This is a genomic window from Bacteroidales bacterium (genome assembly GCA_016707785.1).
In the GTDB taxonomy this organism is placed as follows: Bacteria; Bacteroidota; Bacteroidia; order Bacteroidales; family UBA4417; genus UBA4417.
The window spans coordinates 29,636-55,550 of record JADJGZ010000030.1; the positions used below are offsets into that span (position 1 = coordinate 29,636).

General features: G+C 41.2%; 20 protein-coding genes, 1 tRNA gene and 2 pseudogenes. 6 read left to right on the forward strand and 17 right to left on the reverse strand.

All coding sequences use genetic code 11. From position 1 onward, the window contains the following. Positions 1–461: 461 nt before the first annotated feature. The 3 genes from IPH84_15265 to IPH84_15275 form a co-directional block, all read right to left on the reverse strand. Positions 462–543, reverse strand: a tRNA-Leu gene (locus tag IPH84_15265). A 94-nt stretch (positions 544–637) separates the two neighbouring features. Continuing rightward, complete coding sequence (gene tpx / locus IPH84_15270; GenBank protein ID MBK7174550.1) at positions 638–1,138, reverse strand: thiol peroxidase; 501 nt, start codon at positions 1,136–1,138, stop codon at positions 638–640. 17 nt (positions 1,139–1,155) lie between these two features. Beyond that, positions 1,156–4,119 (reverse strand): serine hydrolase, encoded by a 2,964-nt coding sequence (locus IPH84_15275; GenBank protein MBK7174551.1) that lies wholly within the window; start codon positions 4,117–4,119, stop codon positions 1,156–1,158. Between the two features lie 344 nt (positions 4,120–4,463). On the opposite strand from IPH84_15275, the gene IPH84_15280 reads away from it, so the two are divergent. The 4 genes from IPH84_15280 to IPH84_15295 all read left to right on the forward strand — a co-directional run bounded on the left by IPH84_15280 (position 4,464) and on the right by IPH84_15295 (position 7,705). After that, the gene (locus tag IPH84_15280) at positions 4,464–5,870 is read left to right on the forward strand and encodes a VWA domain-containing protein (GenBank protein MBK7174552.1); all 1,407 of its coding nucleotides are present in this window, start codon (positions 4,464–4,466) and stop codon (positions 5,868–5,870) included. Positions 5,871–5,987: 117 nt separating this feature from the next. Continuing rightward, on the forward strand, positions 5,988–6,536 hold the full coding sequence (locus IPH84_15285) for a sigma-70 family RNA polymerase sigma factor (GenBank protein MBK7174553.1): 549 nt from the start codon (positions 5,988–5,990) through the stop codon (positions 6,534–6,536). A gap of 48 nt (positions 6,537–6,584) precedes the next feature. Further along, complete coding sequence (locus IPH84_15290) at positions 6,585–7,097, forward strand: hypothetical protein (protein ID MBK7174554.1); 513 nt, start codon at positions 6,585–6,587, stop codon at positions 7,095–7,097. Positions 7,098–7,108: 11 nt separating this feature from the next. Then, complete coding sequence (locus tag IPH84_15295; GenBank protein MBK7174555.1) at positions 7,109–7,705, forward strand: hypothetical protein; 597 nt, start codon at positions 7,109–7,111, stop codon at positions 7,703–7,705. Between the two features lie 95 nt (positions 7,706–7,800). On the opposite strand, the gene rho is transcribed toward IPH84_15295, so the two are convergent. Continuing rightward, complete coding sequence (gene rho / locus IPH84_15300) at positions 7,801–9,375, reverse strand: transcription termination factor Rho (protein MBK7174556.1); 1,575 nt, start codon at positions 9,373–9,375, stop codon at positions 7,801–7,803. Further along, positions 9,375–9,827 carry a Rho termination factor N-terminal domain-containing protein gene (locus IPH84_15305; GenBank protein MBK7174557.1) on the reverse strand — a complete coding sequence of 151 codons (453 nt, stop codon included), beginning with the start codon at positions 9,825–9,827 and terminating at the stop codon, positions 9,375–9,377. The genes rho and IPH84_15305 overlap by 1 nt, the downstream gene beginning before the upstream one ends. A 510-nt stretch (positions 9,828–10,337) precedes the next feature. Between IPH84_15305 and IPH84_15310 the strand changes: the two genes are divergently transcribed. Further along, positions 10,338–11,000: a protein-L-isoaspartate(D-aspartate) O-methyltransferase gene (locus IPH84_15310; GenBank protein MBK7174558.1), complete on the forward strand. Its 663-nt coding sequence runs from the start codon at positions 10,338–10,340 to the stop codon at positions 10,998–11,000. A 63-nt stretch (positions 11,001–11,063) separates the two neighbouring features. Here the strand turns inward: IPH84_15310 and IPH84_15315 are convergent, their stop codons facing one another. From IPH84_15315 to IPH84_15335, 5 genes are all read right to left on the reverse strand, one after another. After that, a complete protein-coding gene (locus IPH84_15315) occupies positions 11,064–11,843 on the reverse strand; it encodes a hypothetical protein (GenBank protein ID MBK7174559.1) in 780 nt (259 codons plus the stop codon). Between the two features lie 26 nt (positions 11,844–11,869). Then, positions 11,870–14,269: a TonB-dependent receptor gene (locus IPH84_15320; GenBank protein MBK7174560.1), complete on the reverse strand. Its 2,400-nt coding sequence runs from the start codon at positions 14,267–14,269 to the stop codon at positions 11,870–11,872. Positions 14,270–14,470: 201 nt separating this feature from the next. Beyond that, the gene (locus IPH84_15325; protein ID MBK7174561.1) at positions 14,471–15,184 is read right to left on the reverse strand and encodes a hypothetical protein; all 714 of its coding nucleotides are present in this window, start codon (positions 15,182–15,184) and stop codon (positions 14,471–14,473) included. A 77-nt stretch (positions 15,185–15,261) separates the two neighbouring features. Then, entirely contained in the window at positions 15,262–16,200 is a 939-nt protein-coding gene (miaA, locus tag IPH84_15330) for a tRNA (adenosine(37)-N6)-dimethylallyltransferase MiaA (GenBank protein ID MBK7174562.1), read from the reverse strand. Positions 16,201–16,372: 172 nt separating this feature from the next. Continuing rightward, positions 16,373–17,608, reverse strand: a complete 1,236-nt coding sequence (locus tag IPH84_15335) for a hypothetical protein (GenBank protein ID MBK7174563.1) — start codon at positions 17,606–17,608, stop codon at positions 16,373–16,375. Positions 17,609–17,711: 103 nt separating this feature from the next. On the opposite strand from IPH84_15335, the gene IPH84_15340 reads away from it, so the two are divergent. Further along, positions 17,712–19,493 carry an aromatic amino acid hydroxylase gene (locus IPH84_15340; GenBank protein ID MBK7174564.1) on the forward strand — a complete coding sequence of 594 codons (1,782 nt, stop codon included), beginning with the start codon at positions 17,712–17,714 and terminating at the stop codon, positions 19,491–19,493. 87 nt (positions 19,494–19,580) lie between these two features. On the opposite strand, the gene IPH84_15345 is transcribed toward IPH84_15340, so the two are convergent. From IPH84_15345 to IPH84_15375, 7 genes and pseudogenes are all read right to left on the reverse strand, one after another. Beyond that, entirely contained in the window at positions 19,581–20,405 is an 825-nt protein-coding gene (locus IPH84_15345) for a flavin reductase family protein (protein ID MBK7174565.1), read from the reverse strand. A 2-nt stretch (positions 20,406–20,407) separates the two neighbouring features. Further along, positions 20,408–21,668, reverse strand: a pseudogene (fahA, locus tag IPH84_15350) (fumarylacetoacetase). Between the two features lie 186 nt (positions 21,669–21,854). Then, positions 21,855–22,951: pseudogene (gene hppD, locus IPH84_15355) on the reverse strand (4-hydroxyphenylpyruvate dioxygenase). A 300-nt stretch (positions 22,952–23,251) separates the two neighbouring features. After that, positions 23,252–24,409 (reverse strand): homogentisate 1,2-dioxygenase, encoded by a 1,158-nt coding sequence (locus IPH84_15360; GenBank protein MBK7174566.1) that lies wholly within the window; start codon positions 24,407–24,409, stop codon positions 23,252–23,254. Between the two features lie 102 nt (positions 24,410–24,511). After that, the gene (locus tag IPH84_15365; protein MBK7174567.1) at positions 24,512–24,967 is read right to left on the reverse strand and encodes an SRPBCC family protein; all 456 of its coding nucleotides are present in this window, start codon (positions 24,965–24,967) and stop codon (positions 24,512–24,514) included. Between the two features lie 192 nt (positions 24,968–25,159). Then, entirely contained in the window at positions 25,160–25,705 is a 546-nt protein-coding gene (locus tag IPH84_15370; protein MBK7174568.1) for a hypothetical protein, read from the reverse strand. Positions 25,706–25,716: 11 nt separating this feature from the next. After that, positions 25,717–25,915 (reverse strand): hypothetical protein (locus IPH84_15375; GenBank protein MBK7174569.1); only part of this gene is annotated, 199 nt, incomplete at its 5' end.

The following is a 25,915-nucleotide window of genomic DNA, read 5'->3' on the forward strand; positions in this document are numbered from 1 at the left end:
TTTTCATAAATTCCATTTTAAAAAAAATTCTAAAGGAAACTGTTAAGCTGTAGGGAATGATAGTTAAAAATCAGAATTAAAGATACACTAAAACTAATAGAAATACAGGCTGCAGCCGGCATCAGCCATTAATATTATAATCATATATAAAGTAGTGTTAACCTGCCAGATACATAATAAGTTATCATTTACCTGAGGTGGATAAACTTCTCGTCCCTTCATCAGGGCATAAAAAAAACCAGCATAGGCGGGGAAAAATCCCGTAATTACGGGAGTGCGGATGAAGTGACTTCCCGAAATAAATTCGGGATCCCTTCATCCAGAAAAATCAAAATGACGAGACGGGAAAAAAAACGTGCGGATGAAGGGACTTCCGCCTGAGGCGGATAAACTTCTCGTCCCTTCATCCGGGAAAAAAAACCCCGTCTAGTCAAGAATGACGAGACGGGGAAAAAATAAAGTGCGGATGAAGGGACTCGAACCCCCACGCCTCTCGGCACCAGATCCTAAGTCTGGCGCGGCTACCAATTACGCCACATCCGCGAGCTAAAAGCACTGCAAAGATACAGTACTTTTTTAATCCTGCAAACTGAATCCTACTCCCGAAACCGTTTCAGGCTTTAAGGGGATAGCCATTCTATTTCAATGCATTGATAGCTGATTCATAATCAGGCTCCTGTACTATTTCGGGAACCAATTCATTATAAATTACTTTACCTTTTTCATCCAATACAACTACCGATCTTGCCATCAAACCACGAAGGGGTCCTTCTGTCATCATCACACCAAATGCTTTTCCAAAATTATTACTCCTGAATTCAGAAGCAGAAACAACATTTGCTATACCCTCGGTTGTACAAAAACGGGTATGAGCGAAAGGAAGGTCTTTGGATACACATACTACGACAGTGTTTTCCAATTTTGAGGCTTCTACATTAAAACGACGGACTGATGCTGCACAAACGCCTGTATCAAGACTTGGAAAGATGTTCAAAACCACTCTCTTGCCAATAAAATCTCCAAGTTTAATATCACTAAGATCATTCTTTACCAGGTCAAAATCAGGGGCCTGGCTTCCCACTACCGGTAATTCACCAAATGTACTGATGGGATTACCCTTAAAGGTTACTGTTGCCATTTTAAAACTATTTATTGCTAATTATTAATTTGAGATTTATAAGATTGCTTAATTGAATTATACACTGCTTGTTGTATCCTTGTCCGGATACCAAGTTTTACAAGTTTGTTGTCTTCTGCATCCGGGTTCACTCGGTTCGACAGGAATACAATGATAAGTTGTTCATCAGGATCAGCCCAGACATAAGTGCCGGTAAACCCGGTATGGCCGAAACTTCGGGGTGAAGCATCGCGGCAGGCGGGACCCTCTTCACCGGGAGGTTGTGGCTTATCAAAACCTAGTCCGCGACGATTATTAGCAAACTGTTTTCCGGTAAATTCAGCTATTGTAGCACTATCTAGATAGGTCCGGCCACCATATTTCCCATTTTGAAGTAACATCTGGAAGATGGCTGCAAGATCCGTAGCATTCCCAAATAAGCCTGCATGACCAGCTACTCCTCCCATCATGGCAGCCGCAGGATCATGAACGTCACCATGAATCAACTGTTTTCGGAACAGGGTATCATTCTCGGTGGGGATTATTGAATTCAGTGAATGATGAGTCCTTGGCAGATAACCCATCGTTGGAAGACCCATGGGTTTATAGAACCTGGAATCCATAAACTGGTCCAGGGTACTTCCAGCTAATCGCTCAACCGTTTTCTGAAGCAGAATAAAACCGAGATCGCTATATACATATACTTTCTTCGCCAGCAGTGGTGAGTGCACAATTGAGTCGACCATCTTCGAAGGGTAATTTCCTTGAATATATAAATTCTCTGCAACCCTTACCGGATGAGTATCATCCATAGTTTTTGAATATAGCAGTGTATCAGGTCCGCCATTGACCAGGGTTTGTTTATAAAAAGGAATCCAGGCCTGGAGTCCTGCCTGGTGGGTCATCACTTCTTTTATTGTTATTTTGTTTTTATTGGATCTTTCGATAAAAGGCAGGTACCTGGAAAGAGGTTTCCTGGGGTCAATCAGTCCATCGTCATGGAGTTTCATGACAGCAAGAGTGGTAGAAGCCACTTTGGTGATACTGGCCAGGTCGTACAGGTCAGAATCTACAACTTCCTGCTTTTCCGAGTAGTCGTGATAACCAAATGACTTTGAATATATAATTTTCCCTTCTTTAGCTACCAAAACCTGACAACCAGGGTATGCTTTTTTCCTGATGCCTTCCATTACAATACTATCAACAGCAGCCATCGAAGCTGTAGTTATCCCCAACTCTTCCGGCATAGTAAATTTCAGCCTGTTGGCCGGAGTTGATGCTATGCCAGAACCCAGTGGATATTCATCAGAGATGGTCACAGGGCTTCTCCCTTTAGAAGCAATTCCGCCAAAGATCATTTGTGCGGCCATATCATAGGAATATACATTATCCTGGTAGGAAATGATAATTGCTTTTGCCATTTCTGCATTATTAAATGCCTGCAATGAGTAAGGCAAAGAAAAGAGGTTCAGTATTGAAGGATACTTCTTTATTAAGGTATCTACCAGTGCAATTGTTGTAGCTGTGAAGCCAAATTGTCGGGCGGGTGAAGGATGCGTATTATTAACTGATACGATCAGCAGGTTATATTTTTCAAGCTCTGGTAGAATTTTAAAAGCTTGTTCTTTAGTTAAATCTTTTGAAATATTGAAATGATCTACAGGCCCATAAGAAGATAAACGTTTGTCAAAAAGGGTCTCAGACCTGTAACCAATGGTAACAGAAGCTATTTTTAATGTATCGGGCATTGATAGCGGTAATAATCCACCTTCATTTTTCAGAAGTGTCAGAGCCTCAGCATACAGGGAACTATTGAAATAAACAGAAGCAGGAGAATTCAGGTCCTGAACAAGATTATCAACTTTTACCCGCTGTGGTGAAATAAGCCCGAGCCTGTATTTTTGTTCAAGGATTCGCTTACATCGGTCCGCCAGTATTGAAGGTGCAATGATTCCACTATCCAAAGCCATTTTGATATTGGCTATGACACTGTCTATTTGTTCCGGCAAGAGGAGTACATCATTTCCTGCCAGGATTGCTCTAACTTCTAGTTTGCCAGGTGGGGCAAACTGGGCAGCGCCTTTCATATCAAGAGCGTCAGTGTATATCAGGCCTTTAAAACCCAGTTTATCTCTCAGCAAATCCTTCACTATAACCGGTGATAAACTGGATGGCAGATTCACTGACGTATCAAGAGCCGGAATGAAAAGGTGAGCTACCATAATGCCATCGACTCCTGCCTGGATGAGCTTTTTAAAAGGGAATAGGTCCAGGGTATCAATAGTAATCGCAGTATGATCAATAAAAGGTAAAGCCAGATGAGAATCAGTATCTGTATCTCCATGGCCGGGGAAATGCTTTGCGACGCTCTGTACTCCACCCTTCTGGAGTCCTTTCATATAACTTATGGCTCTTCTGGCAACCAGGTTTTTATCCTCTCCGAAAGAACGGACATTTATAACAGGGTTATTGGGATTGTTATTGATATCCGCAACCGGTGAAAAGCTAATATGCACACCCATTCTGTGAAGTTGTGCAGCAATTTCAACTCCATACTGTTCCATTACGGCATCGTCAGGCATTGCACCAAGTGTCATCTGTCTTGCAAACGACATGGTACTATCGAGCCTCATACCTAATCCCCATTCTGCATCCATGGAGACCAGGAGAGGTGTAATAGCCAATGATTGATAGTAATTGGTAAGTATTGCCTGTCGAACGGGCCCGCCTTTAAAGAAGCAGATACCTCCAAGATTATAACTTCTGATCCAGTTTGCTACCTGCCGGATTTCAATGGAATCGATGGTAGAATTTACGCGAATCATCAGTAATTGTGCGATTCGCTGTTCATCAGTCATATGCTGATAAACAGAATCCACCCATTGATTACATTTTTCTCCCTCCCCTGAAGTACCTGAAAGTACCTGGGATATTCCCTTAGTTGGAAAGAGTAAAAAAATGGTGAAAGAAACAATAAAAAATCTCGATAGAATGAAGCGCATCCGGTATTCTTGACTAATTCTGGTATTCTGCAAAGGTCAGCTATTTTGGTGGATTGGAGAAATTAGAAACAGATTTTGCAAGGATAACTTTCAGGCCATTTGTATTAGACTCTATGCCAAAACGCGCTAAATTAAAGACTTGTGAATTCTCCCACCCAAATAAATTCAGGCATTTACATTCAAAACCAATTATTTAAATATGAAAACCTTACTCCAATAGGTGCATCTGTAAAATCGGGTTTGATGATGAAACTAAATGAGTATTTCTTACATTCGCATTATCAAAATATTTCCTTGTATCATACCATTCAGAGAATTTGAACGTTACCATTAAAACAGGATTTGTGAAGAATTCACTTCTAAGAAACCCTCTATTTTTATTTGTTATTTTCTTTCTCCTGGTACAAGGCAGCAATGCATTTGCCCAGAGAGAAACAGATCTCAAACAAAAACCACCCCCTCTTAACCGAATTCTTTTCATTTTCGATGCATCACAAAGCATGCTGGGCCGCTGGCAAAGTGACACAAAGTTCAATTACGCCAAGCACATCATGAATGATTTAATGGATAGCCTGTCCACGCTCAAGAATGTTGAACTTGCTTTACGGCTTTACGGCCATCAATACCAGTTCCCACCCCAGGAATGCAGTGATACAAAACTGGAAGTTCCATTCGGACCCGGAAACGCAAGCAAAATCAAATCCAAACTCAGGACCATCACACCCAGGGGAACTACACCCCTCGCCTATTCCCTTGAACAGTCGGCCAAAGATTTTCCTCCCTGCGCCAATTGCAGGAATATTGTTATCCTTATCACTGATGGTATTGAGGAATGTAATGGTGATCCATGTGCTGTATCAAAAATTCTCCAGAAGCAAGGTATTGTTTTGAAGCCCTTTATAATCGGCATTGGTAATGATTTCAACAAAGCATTTCATTGTGTCGGAACTTATTTCGATGCCACCAATGAACAGGATTTCAGGAAGGCGCTGAATGTAGTCATCTCACAGGCGCTGAATTCCACCACTATGCAGGTCAACCTGTTGGATCAGGCGGGGAAACCCACTGAAACAGACGTAAATATGACTTTTTACGACAATATTTCGGGTAGGATAATGTACAATTTTATTCATACGATGAACAGCCGTGGAATGCCTGATACTCTTGTGCTTGACCCTCTTATTAACTACAACCTGGTGGTCCACACGATTCCCCCTGTGAGCATCGACAGCCTTGTTCTTGTTCCCGGAAAGCATACGGTAATTGCGGTAGATGCACCCCAGGGCTATATGCAACTAAAGATGGCCGGATCAGGAATGGCTTCCAAAGGACTGCAATGCCTCATTCATCCAAAAGGTGAAAAAGAGATATTGAATCTTCAGTACTTTGGCCAGACGGATAAATACATTATAGGCACTTATGATCTGCAGGTATTAACACTTCCCAGGCTATTCATCCCGAATGTTGACATTAAACAGAGCCATACCACCACTATAGAGATCCCTGAACCAGGAATTGCAGTGATCAGGAAATACTTTACAGGGTTTGGAAGCCTCTACCTGGAAGATAAAAACGAACTGACCTGGATCTACAACCTTGATGATAACCAAACCCAGGAAACCCTTTACCTGCAACCCGGGAACTACAGAGTGGAATTTCGTCCGAAAACCTCAAGGAACGCCTTTTACACCATAGAAAATAAGTTTACAATAGATTCCGGTAAAACCACGGATGTATCACTCTACAAGTAAGGTTATTCTTCTGATCACCCTGCTAAGCATTTTAACGGCGATTGAGCAATATTTTTTTTCTTTTTAAACTTGCCTGAAAGTTTTCAGTCCAATAATTATTGCTGAACTAACATTTCCATGGCCGATTATTCAGAGGTTGATTTATTGAAGTTGTTAAAAGAGGATTCAACCCGTGAATCTGCTTTCAGGATATTGGTTGAGCAGTACCAGGAAAAAATCTATCATTCTGTCAGAAGGATGGTCGTTATCCATGAAGATGCAGATGATATCGTACAAAATGTCTTTATAAAGGTCTGGAAAAACCTTCACCAGTTCAGGGAAGATTCAAAGTTATTCACATGGATATACAGGATCGCATTGAATGAAACCATCAGTTTCCTCAATCAACAAAAGATTCGATCCCTCCTGATCCTTAAGCATCAAGAGGACAGGATGTTAAACTCTCTAACGGATGATCATTTCTTTGATGGTGACGAAATACAGCGAAAACTTCAGGAGGCCATCATCCGTTTACCTGCAAGGCAGAGAATGGTTTTTAATATGAGATATTTTGATGAAATCAGTTATGAAGAAATGTCAGCAATATTAAGTATTTCGGAGGGTGCACTAAAGGCATCCTACCATATTGCTGCAAAAAAAATTACAGAATATGTTACCCTGAATTAAACGAAACGCAAGTATGAGAGTCTTACTTAAGAATAAGCCCATTAATCAATGAAAAAGCCGGAACAAGATATAAGCAAACTGCTGAATGAGCTGAAAGCTAAGTCTTTGGGGCTTGATGGTTATAAAGCTCCACAAGGGTACTTTGAGAGTTTACCGGAGAGAATTATGGAAGAATTACCCGGGACCCGTTTTCAAAAAAGTACTCCTCAAAGGAACCTATTTAGCAGTAAGACCCTTATACCACTTTTAGCAGCAGCAACCATCCTTATTTTTGTCTTCATCTACTACACAAAACCAGGCCAGGAAGCACTGCCAACAGCAACAGCAATCGACACACAAAACCTAAAAAATGCTTATGATGCCTCATATGCCGGGGATGTTGCTAGCAATGAAATCCAGCTGACTAATGAGCTATTGGAAGAGCTTTCATCTGAAGACAACATCTCATTCATTAATTTGGATGATTCGTCTAATGCAATTTCTGATGAAGTTATCATAGAATACCTGAACAGCCAGGAAATTGACCCAGGTTTATTAGCAGAACTTTCAATTACACCGTAAAATAAATTAAGATGAAAAAGACAGTCATTTATTACATTGCAAGTTTCCTGATACTGATCACCGGGATTATAGGGAGTAACGTAATGGCCCAAACTTCTGAAAAAGATCAGCAAAACCAGAAAATCGCTCAGCAAAAGCTTGAAGTTGAGAAACAAAATCAAAAAGTTTCCCAGCAAAAAGTAGAAAAAGAAAAGCAGAAAGAGCGAATTGAAGCCCAACGTGTCGCATTTATCACCGATAAACTCGAACTGACTCCAACAGAAGCGCAGGTATTTTGGCCGGTTTATAATGAATACGACAAGAAGCGCCATGAACTGAACAAAGCATTCAGAAAAGGACACAATGATGATAAAGCAATAGAAGAGCTCACCGATAAGGAAGCCCTTGAAATGGCGGATCAGCAACTTACTGAAGCTCAAAAGATGCTGGATCTCCGCAAGGAATACCATAGCCGGTTTAAATCAGTGCTTCCACCCAAAAAACTCTTAAAACTGTATGATTCAGAACGTGAGTTTCAAAAACATCTGATTGACCGTATCAGGGATGGGAAACAACAGGGCAAAGAAAAACCCAATAAACCTGGCAACAGGAATCAAACAAGAAATTAAGAAGCAATCCGGGGAAAAAGAGAAAGGCTTTTGCAGAATTCCATGGAAAACTGCAAAAGCCTTTTTTTTATTTTAATCAATAGCCTTTTTGAGGCTTAACTGTTCATTGAAATGAGGAATTCTTCGTTAGTATCAGTGTATTTCATCCTTTCTTTGAGGAATTCCATAGCTTCAATTGGGTTCATATCAGCAAGGTGATTACGCAGAATCCATAAGCGTTGAAGTACATCCTTTTCAAGAAGGAGATCATCGCGACGTGTGCTCGAAGCAACTATATCAACGGCAGGGAACATCCTCTTATTGGATAATTTCCTGTCGAGTTGCAATTCCATATTACCGGTACCCTTGAATTCTTCAAAAATTACTTCATCCATCCTGGAACCAGTTTCGATCAAGGCTGTGGCGATGATGGTAAGTGAACCCCCATTTTCAATCTGGCGGGCAGCTCCGAAGAAACGTTTAGGTTTTTGAAGAGCATTTGCTTCTACGCCACCAGAGAGCACCTTTCCGGATGCAGGGGCAACTGTATTATAAGCCCTGGCCAGACGGGTGATAGAATCCAACAGAATAACCACATCATGGCCACATTCCGTGAGGCGCTTTGCTTTTTCAAGCACCAGGTTAGCAATCTTCACGTGCCTGTCGGCGGGTTCATCGAAGGTAGAAGCGATAACTTCTGCCCTAACCGAACGCTGCATATCAGTAACTTCTTCAGGGCGTTCATCAATCAGCAGGACAATGAGATAAGCTTCAGGATGGTTATATGCAATTGCATTGGCAATTTCTTTTAACAGTACTGTTTTCCCTGTTTTGGGCTGGGAAACAATAAGTCCGCGCTGGCCTTTACCAATAGGACTAAACAGGTCAATGATCCTGGTACTGAAAGAAGCACCGGGGTGACCGGTTAATTTGAATTTTTTCTCAGGGAAAAGTGGGGTGAGATAATCAAATGGAATCCTGTCCCTGATTTCCTCCGGAGTTCGGCCATTAATGGACTCAACCTTCACAAGAGGGAAATATTTTTCTCCATCTTTGGGAGGCCTGATCGTACCTTTAATGGTGTCGCCTGTTTTCAATCCAAATAATTTGATTTGTGATTGAGATACGTAGACATCATCCGGGGAGTTCAGGTAATTATAATCCGCTGATCTAAGGAAGCCATAACCATCAGGCATGATTTCCAATACTCCTTCACAAGCAACAATACCTTCAAATTCCCATAGATAATCTTCTTTGGGTTTGTTACGGTCCAATTTATTGAACCTTTGCTGTTGATTATCGTTACGGCCCGCTTCCATTGAGCGTTGCATTTCGGCTGGAACGTTATTATCCTGGACCATATTCGTTTCGGACGACATTCCAATTTCCTGGTTTAAGCCCATTTCCGGAATGCTCATTTCTGCTTCCTGGGGTACAATCCTATTGCTGGCAGGTTCCTTGAATTCAAAAGAAGGAAGGAAATCATCCTGCTCCATGATTGGATGGTTCATTTCGAGGATAGCCTCATCATCACGGATATGCCTGGATATTTTATCTCTGCGTTCCCAGCGTTTGTTAGGCTGATTCTTCCTCTCAGAAGGATTATTATTCCCGGAAGGCCTTGAGGGTGGTGTTTCCAACAGGAGGGGTTTTAACAGGAGGGGTTGTAACAACAGAAGATGTTGAAACATCAGGAGGTGTAACAACAGGTGGAAAGATCAGGTAACTGTTCAGGTTGTGATTCAACAGGAGTGTTGAATAATTCAGGAACCTGAGTTTTAATGGGGTCAGGCCGGTTAAATGGAACCTGGGGAGGAACCGGACGAGGCTCTTTAGAAATAGTTTTGTCATCTCTGACACCGATACCTGGTTTTCTGCCTCTGGGTTGTTTCTCAAATTCGCCTTTACCCGGACGATTAATCTCCTCCCGTGGGATACGTTTGCGATGTTTCTCCCGTTCGGAGAGTTGAATCTTTTTTTCAGCCTCCAGGAGATCCTGCGGAGGATTTGCAGCCTGGTGGTCCAGAATCTGGTAAATCAGGTCTTGTTTTTTTAGGGAATCACTTTTACGGATGTTTAGGTTCTTAGCTACATCACGTAAATCAGTTAGCAGCATCTCTTCGAGCTGACTCTTATCGTACATGCGAAAAATTATTAATGAACTTTTTGAAAGTTATGATTTTGGATTTGTCTTTTGAAAAAAGTAGAGCCTCAGGCAGGCATACTGGACGGGCTGAACCAGAAAAAACGGGGAGATTGTTTAGAATAATTGTAATAACGCGACAAATATACTATAAATTATTCATGTTGTACATTAGTTGGTGAAATAAAAAGTGAACTAGAGTGCCTAGAGTGAGCTAGAGTGCCTAGAGTGCCTAAAGTGCCTAAAGTGATCTAGAGTGCCTGGTGTGACCAAATTGCCTGGAGTGATCTATATTGCATGGAGTGCCTAGAGTGATTGGAGTGTAAACGACTTGCCACCAACTGTAGCCCATTGTAGTCAATCCAACTCTAGCTCACTCTAGCTCACTTTAGCTCACTTTAGCTCACTTTAGCTCACTTTACTCTAGGCACTTTAGCTCACTTTATGAACTTTTAATTTGAACAGAACTTCTACTTCTGTATTTTCGCGTCAGGAAATGAAAATGGAATTATGGCGGCTACTCAGCTGATTGACACTTACAGGCACCAGGGCTTAAGGCAAAAACTCACTGCATTGCTTCGACAAAAAGGGATTAAGGACGAAAACGTACTTAAAGCCATTAACACTATCCCCAGACATTATTTTTTTGATTCTTCTTTTCTTGAATATGCCTATGAGGATAAGGCATTTCCCATTGGATCAGGCCAGACAATTTCTCAGCCTTACACTGTTGCATTTCAGAGTGAGTTATTGCAGGTCAAGCCAACAATGAGGATACTGGAGATAGGCACCGGATCGGGTTATCAGTCATGTATTCTTGCAGAGATGGGGGCCAAGGTTTACACTATTGAACGACAAAAACTGCTTTACGATAAAACGAAATTGCTGTTACCTAAGATGCATTTTCGGATCAGGCCCTTTTTCGGGGATGGATATAAGGGTTTACCGGCCCATGCTCCATTCGACAGGATACTGATTACTGCTGCAGCTCCTTCAATTCCGGAAGCACTCATTGCTCAGCTTAAGGTTGGAGGCATTATGGTAGTCCCGGTAGGTGATGATACCCAGATTATGCACCGACTTATCAGGATTAGTGAGAAAGAGGTGATCTCTGAACAGCATGGAAATTTCAGGTTTGTTCCGATGTTAAACGATAGGGCAAACGATATCTGATAAGATTCAAAGTCTGTAACTGCCTAAGAAGTTTGCCATAAAAATTTAACCAGCCAGCAATAATTATTGAATCCAGCGGACTTTAATACTCTTCATAATTTGTTTAGCTGTTGTCAGGGTAGAAATATCCTTTGTTAATGAACCATCTTTCCCTGCATAATGCCCATGCCCAACAGGGGTTAGTTCTACCCATTCACCGGAAGTTGATGGGTTCAGCTTCGCGGAATACACCAATGAGGGCTGGCAGGAGGTTTTATAATCCTTATCATCAGGATATAACCCATTTGTCCAATACTCATTCCAATCCCAGGTTTGATTGACTTCAAGCAAGAGAATCACTTCCCCCGGTAGCAATTGATCCGAACGTGACTGTAAGTTAAAACTTCCTTTAGGTGTTGCACCAGAGTATGCATCAGGAACAGGATTTTCCGGCGATGGGGTAAATAAACCATCTGTGGCTTTTACCCCTCTTTTATGAGACCAATAGGGTAATGCAGCCGGGCGCCTGACCTCTCCCGGTTTCCAGGTACCCTCTGATTTATCTCCATAGGTAAAAACACCCTGGCCTATTGCCCGGGTGACAAAAAGGGTTTGAACATATTTTCCATCAGTATCTTCAAGCCAGATAGCAAAAGTCGGATGGTTATGGGATTTCCCCCTGAAAACTTCAATCTCAATTTTCTGCCCTGTACCAGCAATGTTGCTGGTAATTTTTTCAGGAACATCAGTGGCTGATTTCCGACTATTTTTTCCTTCACCTGATGAAGTACAGGCATTAAATGCAGGGATAAGTGAAATCAGCAATAATGCTAAACTTATGGATTTATAAGTGGATGTTATCATTTCCTTATGCTTTGGATTTCTGATTGTTATATTTCAACAATTATTCCTATTGCAGGTAAAACAGTACCTGATTCATTCTGAAGGTATTTCAACTGATACCTGGATGGGTCTTCAGGATCTGTCAGGGGGATTCCACTGGCATCACGCACCTGCACAAGGTTTGGAGCACCTTCTGATTTAAAGTTATAAAGATTCTGAATATCCAGGTATATGTTAAGTGACCACTTTTTAAAGAAAAACTCCTTATCTACCCGAAGGTCCAATTGATGAAATCCTGAAAGCCTTTGAGTATTATATTGCTGATAATCAAAGTATCCCTGGCCCTGGACATTCCAGGCACTAATAAGTGAGGAACGATCGAGATCATATGGTGTATAAGGGGCTCCGCCAACGAACCTCCACTTCATTCCTATTTCCCAGTTTTTACCAAGATTGGCAAATCCTGTAACGTTAATAATGTGACGATTATCCCAGGCACTCGGAATGTACTCTCCTTTACTATTTTCTGAGGAAGAGCGCACCAGGGTATATGAAACGGTAAGATCTACATTTTTCATGATCTTATCTTTATAATAAACCTCGAGTCCATAGGCTTTACCTTTTACTGAAGAAGTAACCTCCTCATTTCCATAAACCCCAAAATCAGCAGGTTTACTTGCTATTGAAACCGAATCCTTCACAGAGAAAGGATAGTTTGAATACCATTTATAAAACCCTTCAAAGGTGAGTTTTGAAACAGGATTCCTCTGATATTCAATCCCAGCAACCAGGTGATCAGCCTGAATGTAAGTGATGCCATTGGCTTTATTCAGAAGTTTACCATCGGATGCCCTAAATCCCAGCATTGTATAAGAAGGAAGCTGGAAATACCGGCCAGCATTGAAATTCATCCTGAACTTCTCTGTAATAGAGTAAGAAGCTGAGAACCGCGGTGAAAACTGATCAAGCGGGTTCATCATCTGATCAGAATAGGTAGAAGCATCCAATCTCACACCTAATGAAAGATTGAGCCGCTCACCGAAATAACCCCTGCTAACTTGTGAAAAGAGATTCCACTTTAAGAAGTCCAGTTCTGAATTGTAACGGATAGAAGTGATGGTATCAGAGGCCATTGGAATGAAGACCCTCTGAAACGTATTATTATTATATTTTGCCTGCTCTATTCCACCACCGATTGTGACTTTGTAGCCATTCTTCCGAATAATATCCTCATACCTGGCTTTATTTTCTATTTCCTGGGAAGTATATTGAAGATTCAACTTATCAGGATTGTCATCTTCGTTGGATTCATATTTGAAAGCTTCATTATTCAGCATATTTCGACTTAATACAAAAGTGCCATATGAATTTTTCCTGTAATGGCGATACACCGCTCCAATGGCATAATTCCACTGATTGTTTACTGGCAGGTAATCTAAAATAAATTGCTGATCTTCTGTTGGTTCCTTGATCCCCATATTCAATTTAAGCTTATCCAGGGCTCCAATACTGATGATAGTCAGTTCATTTTTCTGGTTGAACTTTGTTTTAACTTTCACCTGGTAATCATTGAAAGTAGGAAGGAAAGGCAATCCTATGGCGCTGAACAGAAATTGAAGATATGAACGTCTGACAGATAAAAGAAAGCTTGTTTTTTCAGTGAGCGGGCCATTGGCACTCAGGGCAGCCTCACTGGCACCTAATGTTGCCCGGTAAACAACCTTATCAGGATTACCGTCGATGAGTTTCATATCCAACACCGAACTGAGCGCATTCCCCCTGCTTGCCGGGAAAGCACCGGTATAAAGATCCACTTCCCTGAGAAAATCTGTATTAATGATTCCAACAGGGCCACCCGATGCGCCTTGTGTGGCAAAATGGTTCAAATTAGGAATTTCTATCCCATCCAGTAGGAATTTATTCTCAGAAGGCCCGCCACCCCTGACAATGATATCATTTCGGAAAGACACTGAAGATGCAACACCAGGTAAGGATTGAATTACTTTAGAAATGTCACGGTTAGCTCCCGGGCTCTTTTCAATCTCAGATATTCCCAACGATTTCAGAGAAACCGGGCTTTCTTCTACCCTTTTGAATACAGATGCCTTGATCTCAACTTTACTCAATTGTATTGGTTTCTCAAGCATCGGAATATCAATGAAGACCGTTTTGGCATTGGTGATAAGAATCTCCTCAGTAGTAACATTCTCAAATCCAACTGCTGTTGATGTCAATTTTATATACCCTGGATTTAACCCGGTGAAAAGGAAATTACCATCCATATCACTCACCGAACCAATGGTTGTACCGGCAATGATGATATTGGTGAAGGGTAAAGGTTCATTATTCTTGACATTGAACACCCGGCCTTTGAGTGTCCCATTCTGCGCAACTCCCTGCACCAGGCTTAAGATGAGTAGAAACGACAAAAGAAATGTAATTCTCATGAATAAATTTTGTTTAATGTTTTTGTCAAATACTTATACAATAGTTAAACAGCAAAAATTAGAAATGGTTTTACAAATTTGAAAAAAAAGCAAAATAAAAAACAAAAGCAGACAAATTGCATCCAGGAGAATTCCGGATCGTACATTCTGTTGAATTATTCTTATAAGGAAGTAAAAAGCTTAAGAAAAGCCAGCGAATACCTATTGTTTAACATTCATCTGCACCTGCACCTGCGTAGCAATACTATCCTGCACCACAACAGGTTTAAGATCAGGTGCAGCAAAAGTACCGGATCCATACCACCCTAAGAAGTCACCGGAACTGATGGTAATACTGTTATCCATATCTTTCCATACATCAAGGTAATATACACCGGGGGTAACCGCAGGGAAACGGAAACTTACAATGGATCCGAAACCAAAAACATTGACGCTATCTGACGATATACCGGCTGCCCTGTTAGCCAGAGAAGTAAACAGCCTAACCCTGGCTTCTGAGAGGTCCTGGTTGATCCCTGCAGGGAAACTGGCAGTTCCTGTTATTTCTGTCTTACCGGAAGGAAGGACAAAAATACTGACACTGTCAATGGTTTGATTTCCTGAAGGATCGGTAACCCTGACAATAGCGTTGTATTTTCCACCATTTAAAGGTGCCAGCCAATAAACTGAATCCCCATAACCTGTTATCACACCTCCGGTAGTTGTGAAAGAGTAAACCAACTCGTCACCATCTTCATCATAAGCATTGGTAACAACAAGGGCAATACCTCCTGAAGTGATGGTATCCGGGGTTACTTTTACCCAATCAATTACAGGGATGGTTTCCACCTCCTCTTTACAACCAGAAAATGAAAAAACTGAAATTAAAACCAGACTGGCGATGGCTATTATTGTAGTATTAAGGAAGTGTTTCATAAGTATCCTGATTAGCAATGCAAAGTAATTAAAAATAGTGCTAAGGGCAGAGTTAAATCTGATAAATTTTATTGTTATTAATCTTTAATGGTTGCCCTTGATGAAATTGCGCTCAACATATAAATAAGATTTTTATCCTGACCATCTTCCCCTTCCAGCCATTCGATCTGTATACCATTCTTTTCCATCCTGCGAAACCATGTCATCTGGCGTTTGGCAAACTGGTGGATGGCTGTACGAAGCAGGCCTGACATCTGCTCAAAATCCAGTTCACCCTGGATAAACCTTGTAATATAGTTATACTCCAAACCGTAGTTTTTGAGCATCATTGGGTCCACACCTTTTTCCAGAAGTCCTTTGACTTCTTCAATCATACCATTTTCAAGCCTGCTTTTCAACCGCAAACTAATCCTCTCACGAATAATCTTTCGGTCGAAACGTAGCCCGAATACCAGGGAATCGGAAAAATCAAACTTTTTCACCGCAGGCCCGGATTTGCCATAGGTTTCAATTTCAAGGGCCCTGATCATCCTTGCCCGGTCCAATACATCTGTTGTGTTATGCAATTTCCTTTTCTGTGAAAGCAAACCAATGATTTCAGCATCTGACAGCTCATCCATACGATTGCGAAATTCTTGATTCATAGGCACTTCCGAGAAAGTATAGCCTTTGATAAGTGCTTCCAGGTACAAACCTGTACCACCACACACGATAGGAATTTTGTTTTTTTGGACTATGGTTTCATAAGCCGAATCAAATTCCCTGAGAAATGTGAATACGCTGTACTCAGTTCCCGGATCCGCCACATCAATCAGGTGAGCTTTTATTTTTTTTCCTTTAACTATATAGTCTGACCAATCTTTTCCTGTTCCTATATCCATTCCTCTGAAGACCTGGCGTGAATCGGCACTGATCACTTCCCCGTCCAGGTTATGTGCAAGCCTGGCAGCAAGAAGGGTTTTACCTACCGCAGTTGGACCCAATAGAATGATCAACGGTTTCTTAGGTTTAAGCATGGTTGAATACATTTATTAGAAGACGTTCACAAGAATCAAAACAGCTGTAAGTTATTTTAGTTTGTATGAAAAAAAGAAAGCAAAACCAGCTTTAAAGAATTCGATTATACAACTATTCTAGTATTCATTCAACATCAAAAAGCCATATTTCACTAACGCAAAATTCAGGTTTCTATTTTTTCAGCTTCGGGTATGCATCCCAATGTTTCTTTCTGTAATAGGTTTCAGCATCGGCAAGGTAATTCCTGATCCTGTTGATTTCTGGGATTGATGACTCAATAAATGAAAATTCTGATGGGATTTCAAATTCTGCATCCGTTTTCGTATCAACCTTTAAGCGTTCCAGTAATTCAATTAATGATTTCTCTCCGTTCAATGGTTCATGGGAGTCCTGCTCTTTTAGATACTGCAATATACGAAGCCCATCCAGTTTTTCATGGCAGGCCCTGGTAAACTGTTCCCTGGTCCTGGAGTTTCTCCGAAGGGCATCCCATGGCAATTCACCTTGACGTAAAAGCAGAAAGTCATCAAGAGGGGTTTCAACATCACTCTCGTATAACCTTGCAAATAGCTTACATGTTTCATCAATCGCCATAAATAACTTCATATTGTAGATTGGATAGCTGCTCCAATCCCCACTCATCCCTTTGATTAGTGCAGGCCCTGTTCCAAAATAAACCCTTTCCGATAACCTGGCAGCAGGTAGTACCTTTTCTTCATTCCAATGCAGAATAGCTCCGGCTTTCACTAGTTTTTGAAGAAAATAAAAATCCTCTCCACTCATTTTTGGTGTCATTCCACCGATTTTTCGGTATGCCCATACCGGTAAAGCGATGGCAGAACCCAGGGCCGTAAAGCAATAAGGATTGTTTATTCTCCATAGGTTCACGGCATAGGACCGCATATAAATCTCATATCGTAACATTGCCCTGTCCAGTTTCGAATCACCGGTTAAGGGGTGATAATAGGGAATGGAAAGCGCATTAATGCCTGGATTCAATGTAAAATTCGTCAGAATAGTTTCTAAGTACCTGCATCCAAATACAGTATCTGCATCCATACTGAGAATGATATCCTCTGGTTCTGATTCACCAGAAATCAGGTCCATCAATGTCTTCCGCGCCCAGCCTATTCCATGTTTTTTGCCTTTCCAACCAGATCCGGGTGAAGAATAATCCAATAAAATAATACGTGGATCATTTAACGATGACAAGTAATTAAGAGTATCCCGGTTACTTTCGCAAACTCGCCTATGCGCGGAATCGTCCCACCATTCATCCGGTTGATTTACACATATATAAAGATTGTAGTCTGTAAAAGTCTGTTTATGAAGGGCATCCATCAATAAAGGCAATGTATTCCACTCATCCAGAACAGGTAAAGCTATATGTAGTCTGGATTTTTTCATTTACAACTTTCAAATACATGCAAAAAATTAAATATCTTTGGATTTAGGTCCGTGAATTGAACTTCAAAAGTAAATCATTTGTTTATATAGAAAAGCCCTCTGGATGGAATCAAACGAAGTACTTGACAGCTTGCCCCGCCATCTGCTGAGCCTGGTGATTGAGCAGCCTTACAATGATTACACTGCCCAGGACCATGCAGTATGGCGTTATGTTATGAGGCAGAATGTCAGGTATTTGCCTCATGTTGCCCATTCATCCTATCTGGATGGACTGAGAAAGACAGGCATCAGCATTGATTACATTCCACACATGTATGGGATGAATCGCATACTTAAAGAGATTGGCTGGGCTGCTGTTGCAGTGGATGGCTTTATCCCTCCGGCAGCATTCATGGAATTCCAGGCCTATAATGTACTTGTTATCGCAGCTGATATCAGGCCTGTGGACCAGGTTTCCTATACTCCTGCTCCTGATATCATTCATGAAGCAGCAGGTCATGCACCCATCATTGCTGATTCTCAATATGCTTCTTACCTCAGGGAATTTGGTAAAACCGGTGCCAAAGCTTTTGCATCCAGGTATGATGACCAGATTTATGAGGCTATCCGACATTTATCCATTCTAAAAGCTGACCCATATTCAAGTTCTGACAATATTGAGCAGGCAGAGAAAGAATTGGAAATACTAAGTCAGGCATCTTCAGGCCCTTCTGAAATGGCTTTGTTGAGAAATCTCCACTGGTGGACTGTGGAATATGGGCTCATTGGGGAGATGAACAATCCCAAAATATATGGAGCCGGCCTGTTATCCTCTATTGGTGAAAGTTATAGTTGCTTGCAGGATAATGTTAAAAAAATCCCATACAGTATCGAAGCCAAAGATGTAAATTTTGATATCACCACCCGTCAGCCGCAACTTTTTGTAACCCCGGATTTCGATGAATTGAATAAGGTGCTTGAGACCTATGCTTCTACCATGTCCGCCAGGAAAGGTGGGCTTGCGGGAGTAAGGAAAGCCATCAATTCAGGGAATCTCAGTACTGTGAATTATACCTCTGGAATTCAGATTTCAGGCATCCTGGAAAAAGTGATTGAATTTGATAATCAGCCAGCTTACCTTTCGTTTTTGGGTCCGACAATGCTGTCATATGCTGACAAGATGATTTCCGGACAGGGAAAGGAATATCATGCCCATGGATTTGGCTCACCAGTTGGTTTTCTTAAAGGAGTTGCTACTCCACTGGAGTTCATCGGGGATACTGAATTCGAAAGAATGGGTATTAGTGAAGGAAAGCGAGGCCGTTTAGATTTTGAGAGCGGGGTTAGCGTAGAAGGCACTTTGCGTTCGAAATTAGTCCAAAAGGGCAAAACCATATTGCTTACATTCGTTGAGTGTACTGTCAGATATGAGGATCAGGTACTATTCGAACCCGGCTGGGGACCGTATGACATGACCGTTGGCGCCGGAATTGCAAATTGTTATCCAGGTGTTGCCGATCCCGGATCCTATGATTTTGAGTTCCCAGTGCCTGTTGAGAAAACGCACAAACTGATCCATACACAGGAAGCAAAAAGCCTTCATCAGCATTATCATACCATACAACAGCTAAGGGAACAGGGTGGGGATATAAACCAGGTTCAAAGCATTTTTGAAGAGCTGGTGGATCAATACCCAAAGGATTGGTTGCTCCCCCTGGAAATCCATGAACTTATTGAGAATGTAGAGGATAAAAAGCAACTTTGTGAAGAAATACTCAGACACCTCAAGCGGAATGCCATTGAAGATAAATCTCTGTTAAAACTAATCCAGGATGGACTGGCAGTGAATATGAGTTCACAGAAAGAACTCGACCGGAATCAGAATGAGGTGATGGCTCAGATTTGATAGGATGGTCAACCCAGCCTGCTGGCTGCTAATAGAAGTTTCAAAGCTTCCTGAATTTCATTTCGCGCAATCAGTTCATGGGCCATTTCATGCACTGCCTTTGAGATATTTTGAAGGATTTTCATGTTTCTCAGAGGCCAGTTTCCGAAAAGTGGCTGTTTTCTGAATTTTCAGCACATCCGGTGCCGAAGGCAACATCTCGACATTCCCAAGCCTCCCAAGATCATTACCTGTTAGGATTGTGCTCATCCTCACATCCTCAGGCAGAGCATCTACACCAATCCCTGTCTTTTCCAGGGGTTTTTCAACTGTGAATAAAGCTTTCCCTGAAGCCCTGACATAATAATCGAGTCCCATCCTTCCCACAAGATCCAGTTTCCTTGGATCTAACTGGCCTTTTATATCAAAAAGTTTCTCATCAAAATGCATGAGTAGTACTTCACAGATCACCAGGTTTGCAGCACCCGGCCGATCACTGGTTTCGATGACCTGCCTTACTTTACATTCCAGTTGGACTGGTGATTCCTTTACCCTGAAAGGTTTAACCTGAATTGAAGGTACAGGCGTAAAACCTGATTTAAGAAATTCATCTACCCCCCTGGCATATTCAGTACTGGCCAGGTTGGCCTGTTCAACCATTGAATAAGTAACCACATTGATCACCACTTCAGGGATCTCCCTGATATTTAATAAGGTATCTTTAACTTTATTGGTTCTGCCGGAACGGGATGGTGAAAAAACCAGGGTACTGGGATTCACCCCAAATGCATTGAAACAGCTAAAAGGAGAAAGGTTGGGATTTCCTTCGGCATCAATAGTGCTGGCAAAAGCAATGGGACGGGGAGCTATTGCTGTGAGCAGGAGTCTGTGCAGCTGACTGTGAAGAATCTCTGACGGATCTATGGTTTTCATGGTTATGAAATTGGCCTGGCTGGTAATATCCGAACGCAGACCTCTCCAAAACCCAGTCGAAGGTTCTTATTCTGGCAATATCCGCGAATGATGATTGTATCATGATCATCAATGAATTTTCTTTCTGATCCATCTTTTAACCTGATAGGGCTTTGTCCCCTTCCAGGTTAATTCAAGCATACTCCCATAGCTCCCGGGCTCAGGTCCGCTAATTGTACCACTGGCACATAAGTCTCCTACCCGCACATTGCATCCATTCACCGTATGGTGTGCTAATTGCTGACTCATATTCCAATACATATGTCTGAAATTGGAACTGCACACCAGGTTTTCTTCTTTCCCTTCGGGTTGAATAATTACTTTCAGGTTAATATCAAAATTATGATCTCCTCCAACCTGAAGGTATGGAAGTACGGAAGGATCCTGCACAGGACCTGCCACCCTGAAGGGCTCCAAAGCATCCAATGTTACAATCCATGGAGAAATAACGGAAGCATAATTCTTTGAAAGGAATGGTCCAAGAGGTACATATTCCCAGGCTTGAATATCCCTTGCGGATAAATCGTTAAATAATAACAACCCAAAGATGTAATCTTCTGCCTTTTCAATGGGGATGCTATCTCCCAACGATGTCTCCTTCCCGATAACAAAAGCGGTTTCAAGCTCAAAATCAAGTTGTTTTGTCGGACCAAATAGCGGAATGCTGCTATCGGCAGGTTTCGTTTGCCCGTTAGGGCGATGAATTTCGGCACCTGACACAACAATAGAAGAGGCCCGGCCATGGTATCCTACCGGTATATGCTTCCAATTAGGCAATAATGCATTTTCCGGATCCCTGAACATCATACCCACATTCCTGGCGTGTTCCATACTCGAATAAAAATCCGTGTAATCTCCAATTTTCAGCGGCATAAGCATTTCAACCTGCTCAGCAGAATAAAATGCTTTTTCTTTGAGCACTGGTGCATCATGTCGGGAAGGACTTTCCTTCATAAAGCTTTCCTGAATACAGTTTCTCACCTTACAGGTAAAAGGGCGTCCCATTCCGATAAAAGGATTCAGTGAATCGGCTTCAAAGATGGCTTCATTCTTGCCAAGGTGGTCAAAGTAGCCAAGCCTTGACAGTGCTGAAACATCGATCAGGGTGTCTCCTATCCGGGTAAATACCCTGGGCCCCAAACCATGGGTCCTTCCTATTCCAAAAGGGATATTTTCAACCGGGAAATCGCTATCTTTTTTTATTTCAAGCCAGGAATCAATCATAAAAAGTTAGAGACTATTTAAAGTTAATGTTATTTGCTTTTTTGGGAACTCAGTTTGGATTGACTATAAGATTCCAACAATTTACTCACTTCTTCTAATCATTCAATCAGCCCACTATTCATATTTTGTCCACTTCAGGCGTAAGACTTCTGAATTCTGAATTCTTGAATTCTGTCCGCCTGCAGATCAGAGGGTATTCCTCCTGGCTTGCTCCCTTTCTATACTTTCAAACAGTGCTTTAAAATTGCCTTTACCAAAAGATTTTGCACCTTTCCGCTGAATAATCTCGTAGAATACGGTAGGTCGGTCTTCAACAGGTTTGGAGAAAAGTTGCAGAAGATATCCTTCATCATCCCTGTCAATCAGAACACCTCTTGCTTTCAATTCATTAAGATCTTCTTCTATTCCTCCAACCCTCTCCAATACAGTATCATAATAGGAATCAGGAACGGTAAGAAATTCGACACCTCTTGCTTTCAAAGCACCTACAGTCTCAATAATATTGTCGGTAGCCATGGCCACATGCTGCACTCCTGAACCCTGGTAGAACTGGATATATTCCTCTATCTGAGATTTTTTCTTTCCCAAAGCGGGTTCATTAATTGGGAACTTGATGAAGCCATTATTATTCGACATCACTTTACTCATGAGAGCAGTGTACTCTGTTGAAATATCTTTATCGTCAAATGAAACCAACTGCTTAAATCCCATTACATTGGAATAAAATCCACCCATGTATTCATCTGTCCCCAATCCACATTCCCTACCATATGATCAACATATTTCAGGCCTACTTCAGAGGGTCGATATTCCGGTTCCCATTTCACAAATCCGGGAAGAAAAACACCACTATAGTTTTTCCTTTCTACAAATACATGCACAGTATCACCATAAATATGGATTCCTGATAATACAACCTCACCATGCTGGTCGGTGTGGACTGTCGGATTCATATATGGTTTGGCACCTCTATTCACTGTTTCTTCAAAAGCTGACCTTGCATCATCTACCCAGAGTGCTACTACCTTAACACCGTCCCCGTGTTTTTTCACATGTTCTGCTACAGAGGATTCTGAATTCAATCCTGTTGTAAGGATAAAGCGAATCTTACCTTGTTGTAAAACATAAGAAGTACGGTCCGACTGCCCGGTTTCAAGTCCTGAATAAGCAAGGGGTTGAAAGCCAAATGCTGTTTGATAATAATGAGCGGCCTGTTTCGCATTTCCAACATAGAACTCAACATAATCGGTTCCGTTGATAGGGAGAAAATCCTGTTCTGACATATTGTAAATTATTTGTTTCTAGGTTAATGGTATCAATTCTGATGTGGTTTATATAGATACACAGTTTTATTCAGATGACGGAAAGAATCAGTTTCTATTGATATGGGCTACAAATAAATCGTTGACTTCTTAGTACTTCTTTACAATTCAGTCTTGTAAAGATAATTAATGTGATTTAAAAGTCATAAACTTTGTTCGTTGTTGTAATAGGATGTTTGTCCTGATATTTTATAGGTTGATGATTCGCTTTCACAGTAATAAGAAGAGATAAATTCTATCACTAATTCACCATTCTCCAATCTATTCCAACCATGATTTATAATACTCCCGGTCTTCAATTTCAAGAGCCTGTTTTGTAATTTTCAAAGGTTTGAAGGTATCGATCATTACTGCCAGCTCCCTGGTCTCTTTTGCCCCAAGGCTACGCTCAACGGTACCCGGATGAGGACCATGAACTATGCCGATAGGATGAAGGGTAAATTGTCCGCGTTTTACATGTTTCCTGCTCATAAATTCACCATCCACGTAGTAAAGTACCTCGTCAGAATCGACGTTGGAATGATTATAAGGCACAGGAATTGAACCGGGATGATAATCATATAATCTCGGGACAAATGCACAAAGCACAAAATTATGTCCTTCAAAAGTCTGATGTACTGGGGGTGGTTGATGAATTCTGCCGGTAATAGGTTCAAAGTCGTGAATTGAAAATGCATAGGGATAGTGAAATCCATCCCATCCTATAACATCAAAAGGATGAGAAGCAAAATGATAGGGATAAATTAGTCCTTCTTTCCTGATCAGGACTTTGTAATCTCCAAGCTGATCATGGGTTTCAAGGTTTTCCGGCTTCCTTAGGTCCCTCTCACAGAATGGGGCATGCTCCAATAGCTGCCCGTACTTGTTCTCATATCGCTTTGGGAACCTGAGAGGACTGAATGATTCAAGAATCAGTAACCTGTTGGATTCATTATCAAATTCAATGGAATAGGTGGTACCTCGGGGAATAACAAGATGATCCCCATATGAAAATCGCAAGCTTCCATACATGGTTTTCAAGAGGCCACTGCCTTCATGGATAAATATCAGTTCATCAGCCGAAGAATTGCGGTAAAAATAGGAATCCATCGATTTACGGGGAGCTGCTACCGAAATGTAGATATCATTATTTACCATTAAAGGAACCCTGCTCTCCAGGTAATCATCCTTTGGTGGTACTGAGAACCCCTGGAAACTCCTGTGTTGCATATTTTTATCCAGTACAACTTCCGGTTCCGATTTTATAGGATCCTCAACTGAAAGCACCAGTGTTGGAGGGTGAACATGATAAGTAAGGGAATAGGCATCAGAAAAGCCTTCAGTTGAAAGTAATTGTTCTGAATAAAGACCTCCGTCAGGTTTACGGAATTGAATATGTCTTTTAGGGGGAACCTGGCCTAACTTATAATAATGTGGCATAGTGAGGTGTGTTATTCATTCATTAGCTTAAAAGAATCCTTAAAAATAAGAAAAACGCAATGAAATCAACAATTGTTCAGTGTAATAACCACAAAAAACAATCTAAGCCCCTGGGAAAATATGTTTCACAATCTGTTCCCTGTAGGAGAAGATTGCCTTTACCCTTCCAAAAATGAACATTTTATCCAGAATGTTACCAAGAAAACCTAAAGGAACCTTGTAAATCAGGATATCCCTCATTTCAACCCCGCCTTCAACTAACCTGAAATGATGCTCATGGTGCCATATCTGGTAGGGACCGCTTCGCTGCTCATCAATAAAAAATTTCCCTTGCTCAATATGTGTAATTTCTGTCAACCAGGAGACCCTGAACCCCGGAAATGGATTAACCTTGTATCCAATAAACATTCCTTCATACATGGTATCAGGAAGAGGAGTTTGAATCCTAAAATTCATTTCAGCCGGGGTAATCCTACTTAAATTTGATGGTGAAGAAAAGAAATCCCAGACCGATAGCAGGTTTCCGGGAATCACAGATATAAACTCAAGTCGCCTCATTGTTTAAAGTTAAGATAGTAAATATTAAACAAAACTAATCGGCTTTAGTTCACCACCTCAAGCCTAATATTAAGATCAAAATAGTTTATCGCAAGTATTGTAAAATAACCGGAAAAAGAAAAGAAAAAATACGCGGTAAAAGTTCAATCAATAAGCTGAACCGGGAGTTTACAAATGCGGGAAAAGGCTTAGTTATTTAGACCTTTGATACCAATGTGTGGAAAGCGGCATCACCAGTTCAGCATAAGTTATAGTAGTAATGGGGTCATATTTAAGCTCAGTATAGGTGATTCTAAAGGTAATATCTTCCGATTCAAATGTTTTCCCATTTGCAAATGATGCATACATTTTAATAGTTGTGAGGATATAATCACTGGAATTATTGAATGTAAACTCATGGAATTCCTCCAGATAAAACCCTTTGCTGATTGAATCAGCAGTATAAGATGATAAGTTATTATCCTGCACAAATGAATAAGTGTTCCCATGTCCGCCTTCGCATGTTATGAGGATGGCTGAACCATTTATGCTAAGGCTGTCGGAATCATACAGGTAGGTCTGGTTGTTTACTAATTGGGTATTATTGAGTTTAAGTTTTAAGTAAATATTTTTTGTTTCAGAGTTGGACAATACCGTTTCTTCACATTTATTGGTAATCACTTCCTGCTCCCTGCAACCTGCATAAAGCAACACTGAAGCAATGAGCATTACAAGAAATATATTGATGGTTGTTTTCATACTAAAATCAATTAGTGGGTTGAATGGAAAAATGATTCCCTGGCTTCTTTCTTTAAAAATTCGATAGCCTGGTCGATGCTGGCTAATGATGACTCCATGTCTTTTACAAGAATCTGCTGAGCAAGGTCCGAAATTGATGACTCAGGGGAAACCTGGGCAGCTGCTGAATTGATCAATTGAATGGAATCCTCCCTTGATTTCTTTACAATT

What these genes read in the sequence shown, in the direction of transcription:
- tpx (MBK7174550.1), bottom strand. Translation starts at nt 1,138, where the DNA reads ATGGCAACAGTAACCTTTAAGGGTAATCCCATCAGTACATTTGGTGAA.
- IPH84_15275 (MBK7174551.1), bottom strand. Translation starts at nt 4,119, where the DNA reads ATGCGCTTCATTCTATCGAGATTTTTTATTGTTTCTTTCACCATTTTT.
- IPH84_15285 (MBK7174553.1), top strand. Translation starts at nt 5,988, where the DNA reads ATGGCCGATTATTCAGAGGTTGATTTATTGAAGTTGTTAAAAGAGGAT.
- IPH84_15290 (MBK7174554.1), top strand. Translation starts at nt 6,585, where the DNA reads ATGAAAAAGCCGGAACAAGATATAAGCAAACTGCTGAATGAGCTGAAA.
- IPH84_15295 (MBK7174555.1), top strand. Translation starts at nt 7,109, where the DNA reads ATGAAAAAGACAGTCATTTATTACATTGCAAGTTTCCTGATACTGATC.
- rho (MBK7174556.1), bottom strand. Translation starts at nt 9,375, where the DNA reads ATGTTTCAACATCTTCTGTTGTTACAACCCCTCCTGTTAAAACCCCTC.
- IPH84_15305 (MBK7174557.1), bottom strand. Translation starts at nt 9,827, where the DNA reads ATGTACGATAAGAGTCAGCTCGAAGAGATGCTGCTAACTGATTTACGT.
- IPH84_15310 (MBK7174558.1), top strand. Translation starts at nt 10,338, where the DNA reads ATGGCGGCTACTCAGCTGATTGACACTTACAGGCACCAGGGCTTAAGG.
- IPH84_15315 (MBK7174559.1), bottom strand. Translation starts at nt 11,843, where the DNA reads ATGATAACATCCACTTATAAATCCATAAGTTTAGCATTATTGCTGATT.
- IPH84_15320 (MBK7174560.1), bottom strand. Translation starts at nt 14,269, where the DNA reads ATGAGAATTACATTTCTTTTGTCGTTTCTACTCATCTTAAGCCTGGTG.
- IPH84_15325 (MBK7174561.1), bottom strand. Translation starts at nt 15,184, where the DNA reads ATGAAACACTTCCTTAATACTACAATAATAGCCATCGCCAGTCTGGTT.
- miaA (MBK7174562.1), bottom strand. Translation starts at nt 16,200, where the DNA reads ATGCTTAAACCTAAGAAACCGTTGATCATTCTATTGGGTCCAACTGCG.
- IPH84_15335 (MBK7174563.1), bottom strand. Translation starts at nt 17,608, where the DNA reads ATGAAAAAATCCAGACTACATATAGCTTTACCTGTTCTGGATGAGTGG.
- IPH84_15340 (MBK7174564.1), top strand. Translation starts at nt 17,712, where the DNA reads ATGGAATCAAACGAAGTACTTGACAGCTTGCCCCGCCATCTGCTGAGC.
- IPH84_15345 (MBK7174565.1), bottom strand. Translation starts at nt 20,405, where the DNA reads ATGAAAACCATAGATCCGTCAGAGATTCTTCACAGTCAGCTGCACAGA.
- IPH84_15360 (MBK7174566.1), bottom strand. Translation starts at nt 24,409, where the DNA reads ATGCCACATTATTATAAGTTAGGCCAGGTTCCCCCTAAAAGACATATT.
- IPH84_15365 (MBK7174567.1), bottom strand. Translation starts at nt 24,967, where the DNA reads ATGAGGCGACTTGAGTTTATATCTGTGATTCCCGGAAACCTGCTATCG.
- IPH84_15370 (MBK7174568.1), bottom strand. Translation starts at nt 25,705, where the DNA reads ATGAAAACAACCATCAATATATTTCTTGTAATGCTCATTGCTTCAGTG.